The sequence below is a fragment of the Sporosarcina sp. genome (genome assembly GCF_029257255.1).
GTDB lineage: Bacteria > Bacillota > Bacilli > Bacillales_A > Planococcaceae > Sporosarcina.
Window position 1 is genome coordinate 1 of record NZ_JARICI010000022.1, and the last position, 5,613, is coordinate 5,613.

The 5,613-nt window shown below is 43.4% G+C and carries 4 protein-coding genes and 1 pseudogene; all 5 read left to right on the forward strand.

Features of this window, described 5'->3' with window-relative positions; translation table 11 throughout:
• On the forward strand, positions 1-666 hold a 666-nt coding region (locus Q1J64_RS05565; RefSeq protein WP_301108093.1), incomplete at its 5' end, for a cytochrome ubiquinol oxidase subunit I.
• Positions 653-1,669 carry a cytochrome d ubiquinol oxidase subunit II gene (gene cydB / locus Q1J64_RS05570; RefSeq protein WP_301108094.1) on the forward strand — a complete coding sequence of 339 codons (1,017 nt, stop codon included), beginning with the start codon at positions 653-655 and terminating at the stop codon, positions 1,667-1,669. The genes Q1J64_RS05565 and cydB, both read left to right, overlap by 14 nt.
• Positions 1,669-3,390, forward strand: coding sequence for a thiol reductant ABC exporter subunit CydD (cydD, locus tag Q1J64_RS05575; RefSeq protein ID WP_301108095.1), 1,722 nt, complete (start codon positions 1,669-1,671; stop codon positions 3,388-3,390). Before cydB ends, cydD begins: the two co-directional genes overlap by 1 nt.
• On the forward strand, positions 3,387-5,117 hold the full coding sequence (cydC, locus tag Q1J64_RS05580; protein WP_301108096.1) for a thiol reductant ABC exporter subunit CydC: 1,731 nt from the start codon (positions 3,387-3,389) through the stop codon (positions 5,115-5,117). Before cydD ends, cydC begins: the two co-directional genes overlap by 4 nt.
• A gap of 282 nt (positions 5,118-5,399) precedes the next feature.
• A pseudogene (locus tag Q1J64_RS05585) lies at positions 5,400-5,613 on the forward strand (methyl-accepting chemotaxis protein); the annotation flags it as partial.

Sequence of the window (5,613 nt, forward strand, 5' to 3'; positions counted from 1 at the left end):
CCAATGAAAATGGCTGCTGCAGAAGGATTATGGGAGGACAGCGGTGATCCTGCTGCCTGGACGCTTTTTGCAAAGATTGACGTGGAAAACCAAAAAACAACCGGACGGATTGATATTCCTTATATGCTCAGCTATCTGACATACAGTGAATTTACCGGTAAAGTAGAAGGAATGCACAAACTCCAGAAGAATATGGAAGTTATTTACGGACCTGGTGATTATATTCCGCCGGTGAAGACTGTGTTCTGGAGTTTCCGTATCATGGTTGTTACTGGCGGTGCGCTTCTAGGGCTTGGTGCTCTTGGTTTATTACTAATGTTCCGAAAGAAAATTACGCAGTCAGTCTGGTTCCTGCGTCTGCTCGTTCCAGCTATATTCATGCCGTTCATCGGTAACTCTTTCGGCTGGATCATGTCTGAAATTGGACGTCAGCCATGGGTAGTTAATGGTCTGATGAAGACAGCTGACGGGATTTCACCTAACGTCTCAGCTGGACAGATTCTATTTTCATTAATATCTTTCTCAACGATTTATACGATTCTTGGAATCATCATGGTCGTATTATTTGTGAAGTTCATCCAGCGCGGACCTGAAGAAAGACCGCAAGCTGATGTATCTGCAACAGATCCGTTTGAAACAGGAGGTGCTGGACATGCCATTAAGTGATATTTGGTTCATATTGATTGCTGTCCTGTTTATTGGGTTCATCTTTTTGGAAGGTTTCGACTTCGGTGTCGGAATGAGTACGAAATTTTTAGCAAAAGACGATTTAGATAAACGTGTGATCATCAACACAATCGGTCCTGTCTGGGATGCCAATGAAGTTTGGCTCATCACAGCGGGAGGCGCAATGTTTGCCGCATTTCCTCACTGGTATGCGACGGTATTTAGTGGCTTCTACATGCCGTTTGTCGTTCTACTGCTGGCATTAATTATCAGAGGTGTAGCTTTTGAATTCCGCGGGAAAGGTGACTCTGAAGCATGGGTGAAAACATGGGACTGGGCGATTTTCATCGGAAGTATTCTGCCTCCGTTCTTGTTCGGTGTATTTTTTACCAGCCTGGTCAGAGGTTTGCCGATTGACGGTGAAATGAATATGTATGCAGGATTTACAGATTTCGTTAATGTCTACACTGTTATTGGCGGTATTACATTTGTTGTGTTATCGTATTTGCATGGACTGCTGTTCATCAGTTTGAAGACAGTGGGAAGCTTGCGTGAACGTGCAAATGCAGCGGCGCTTAAAGTGTATGCATTGACTGGCGTTTTCGTTGTGCTGTTCATGATTTTCACTTATTTCGATACAAATGCCTTTACAGACCGCGGAGCGATCATTGTTCCGATGTATGCTTTAGCACTTCTGTTGTATGGGTTGCTATTCTTCTTCCTGAAGACCAAGCGGGAAGGCTTAAGCTTTACGATGACAGGTTTAATCTTAATCATTGTCATGGCCAGCTTCTTCGTCGCCTTATTCCCAAACGTGATGATCAGCTCGATGGATCCTGCGTTTAATATGTCGATTGCAGATGCGGCATCAGGAGAATACTCACTAAAAATCATGACAGTTGTAGCATTTACTATGGTGCCAATCGTTTTGGCGTATACAATATGGAGTTATTACGTGTTCCGTAAACGGTTGACAGGTGATAAGGAGCATCTAGAATACTAATGGATAAAAATTTGCTTCAATACAAAGGAAGTAAACAAGCGATGGCGTTGATTGGACTGCTGACAGCAGTTCAGTCAATCGCCATTATTTTTCAAGCAATCTATTTAGCGCGAGCGATTACACAATTGTTCCAAGGTGCCGACGGAAGTATTGCACTTCGGTCTTTTGTGATTTTTGTCGTGGCAAACAGTATCCGACACTTGATTCAGTGGGTAAAAGAACGTATATCCTATAACTTTGCCGATCAGACAGCGAAAGAATTTGAGCAGTTGCTACTTCGTAAAATATTTGATTTGGGTCCGCAGGCCTTAGGTAAATACGGTTCGGGAAACCTTGTGACGCTTGGCTTGGAAGGTATTCCGAAGTTCCGTAAATACCTGGAACTTTTGCTGCCTCGTTCCATGTCCATGGCCATCGTGCCAGTTGTTATTTTGGTGTATGTGTTTACACAGGATAAAATGTCAGCCATTACGCTGTTTCTTGTGTTGCCTATTTTAATCATTTTTCTTATCCTGATTGGCATGATGTCTCAGAAAAAGATTGACGCACAAATGGATACTTACCGGTTATTATCACGTCACTTTGTTGATTCGCTGCGAGGAATTGTGACGCTAAAATACTTAGGCCGGAGCCGTGCGCATGAACAGTCGATCGCTGTGGTAAGTGACAAGTATCGAATTGCGACAAACCGTTCGCTGCGCTTTGCGTTTCTATCTTCATTCTCACTTGATTTCTTTGCGAGTCTGTCCGTTGCGGTTGTAGCGGTTGAGCTTGGACTGCGCTTGATCAATGGTCAAATGCTGTTAGAACCTTCGCTTGCAATCTTAATTTTAGCGCCTGAGTATTTCCTGCCGGTACGCGAACTTGGAAATGATTTTCACGCAACAGCAGACGGCAAAGACGCCAGCGAACAGATTCATAAAATCTTGGATGAACCTGAAATTCAGAAGCCGCAAATCGTCAACCCTATTAAGAGTTGGGATAAACAGTCCAAGTTAGAACTCCGAGATCTACAAGTTCAAATGGAAGAGCAGACCATTTTTGAAGGTTTAAATCTGACGCTGCAGGGTCATACGAAAATAGGGATAATTGGTCATTCAGGAGCCGGCAAGTCCACATTGATCGATGTATTGTCAGGCTTTACGGTACCGTCAGGGGGGCAGTGTATCTTAGATGGCGAGCCATTGCCCCATCTAGCAATTGAGGAATGGCAGGACCAAATCGCATACATTCCGCAACACCCGTCGATTTTTCCAGACACCGTATTAAATAATGTTCGTTTTTATGAGCCGGATGCTTCATTAGCAGAAGTCGAGGAAGCAGCAAAACGAGTAGGACTGGATCAACTTGTTGCTGCATTTCCGAATGGCTATGATGAACCAATTGGAGCAGGAGGTCGTGTGCTGAGTGGTGGAGAAGAACAGCGGATTGCGGTCGCAAGATCTCTCTTGCAGCGCCGTCAAATTTTATTGTTTGACGAACCAACTGCACACTTGGATATTGAAACAGAGCATGATATGAAGCAAATGCTGCTTCCGTTACTGGACGATAAACTTGTCGTATTTGCTACGCACCGTATTCATTGGATGCGGGAGATGGATACAATCGTCGTGCTGGAGAACGGTAAAGTAGTAGAGACTGGCTCTCATGAACAATTACTGCGAACTGACGGAGCGTATTGCAGATTACTGGAAGCACGCGGAAAGGGGCATGCCGTATGAATCTATATCAGCGACATATCTTGCCGTATGCCAGAAAGTATCGGAAAACCCTTTGGTCAACCATCATTTTAGGAACTTTGACGATATTATCAGCAGCGATGCTGACATTTGTATCTGGTTATCTGATTTCGAGGACATCTGAAAGACCAGAGAATATCTTACTTGTGTATATTCCAGTTGTTGCAGTCCGCACATTCGGGATTTCAAGAGCTGCTCTGCGCTATATGGAACGGCTGCTTGGTCATAATGCAGTATTGAAAATTATTGCGGACATGCGGGTGCAGTTGTATCACGTTTTGGAACCCCAAGCTCTATTCATTCGCTCGCGCTTTCAAACAGGCGATTTACTCGGGACGCTTGCGGATGATATTGAACATTTACAGGATGTCTATATCCGAACATTGTTTCCTACTGTCATCGGATTATTCCTATTTAGTTTTTCGGTGATTGTTCTTGCTGTGTATGATTGGAAATTTGCAATCATCATGGGTCTTTGTTTAGCCGTCGTTGCATTTGTCTATCCGATGACTTCTCTTTATTTAATGAAAAAGAATCAGCGGGAGTCGAAGAAATTGCATAGCCGTCTGTATAATACGATGACGGAAGGAATATTTGGACTTCGTGATTGGATGATCAGTGGAAGGAAAGAACAATTTTTATTCGGATTCCTTGAAGAGAGTCATGAAAGTCATGAAATGGATAAAAAGCTGGCATACTGGCAGCAGTCACGTACTGCGCAACTGCAAATATTCTCAGGACTTCTTGTTTTATTAGTTGGACTGTGGGCAGGTCAGCAGGCAGCAGCTGGCTCACTAATGCCGACTTATATTGCAGCATTTACGCTGGTGACACTGCCGATTTTAGAAGGGATGATTCCAATCTCTCACGCCATCGAACGATTGCCGGCCTATGATGCTTCTCTAGAGCGGATTGACCGTATTCACGAGCAAAACCCAATAAATGAGCAGCTTGCAAACGATGTAAGCGATCTTGCTAATACTACTTTAACGCTGACAAATGCGAGTTATCGGTATGATGGACGTGCGGAAGATGCAGTGCATAATGTCACATTGACGATTCGTGCAGGGGAAAAAGTAGCCGTACTCGGTAAAAGCGGCGCAGGGAAATCTACTTTAATTCAACTACTTCTTGGTACGATTAAGCCGACAGAAGGCAAAGTCACGGTCAATGAACAGACGGCAGCAAAATATGGCGATGATATATTTGAAGTGATGAGTGTGCTGAATCAAAAACCGTACCTCTTTGCGACAACGGTTGAAAATAATTTGAAGCTTGGAGATTCGAATGCCACTGTAGAGGAAGTGCAGCAAGTCGCAGAGCAAGTTGGTTTGTACGACATGATACAGTCACTTCCAGCCGGCATAAAAACACAAATGGAAGAGACAGGGCAGCGTTTCTCGGGAGGAGAGCGCCAACGGATTGCGCTTGGCCGTATTTTGTTGAAGAACACACCTGTTGTCATTTTGGATGAGCCGACTGTTGGGCTGGATCCTGTCACAGAGTTATCGTTGGTTAACACTCTTCATCAATCCCTCTTAGATAAAACGGTCGTGTGGATTACGCACCATCTGATGGGGATGGAGAAAATGGACAGGATCATATTTATGGATGACGGGAAGATTGTCATGGACGGTACACACGAAGAATTGCTTGCTTCAAATGAACGATACCGTCAATTATATGCTTTAGATGAAGGAATGTCATAAAAATAGTAAACAGGCGTCTGCGGAGTAGTTTGCAGAACGCCTGTTTTTTTACATTGTTATGCTGCAATAAATTAAAATACGTCAGTAATTTATCGAAATATTAGTTATTATTTGTATGTCGTTTTCCAATTGGCTATAGTATAGTTATACTCATTCGACTAGTTCAAACAGCATAGAAATTATATGTGGGAGAATAAGAAGAATCAGGGGTGCTGTATGAGAACAATCGGATCGTAGTTAATTTTATCAATTGTTTTATTGGTAATCGCAGGGAGTGTGCTGTTGGGTTTTTTCACGTATCTAAACAGTTCGAAAGCGTTATTAGCGCAAGCCGAAGCACAGCTTAACGAAAAGTCGATGGACACTGCGCATTATATTGACGAACGTTTCAAGCTTAGTTTCGTTGAATTGGAAGCGCTTGCAGAAAGCCGAGAAGTACGCAGCATGGAGATGGCTAAACAACATGTGTATCTTGCTAAGCAGTTGGAAAGACAAA

Coding starts and splice junctions, on each gene's coding strand:
- cydD (WP_301108095.1), top strand. CDS start 1,669: ATGGATAAAAATTTGCTTCAATACAAAGGAAGTAAACAAGCGATGGCG.
- cydC (WP_301108096.1), top strand. CDS start 3,387: ATGAATCTATATCAGCGACATATCTTGCCGTATGCCAGAAAGTATCGG.
- cydB (WP_301108094.1), top strand. CDS start 653: ATGCCATTAAGTGATATTTGGTTCATATTGATTGCTGTCCTGTTTATT.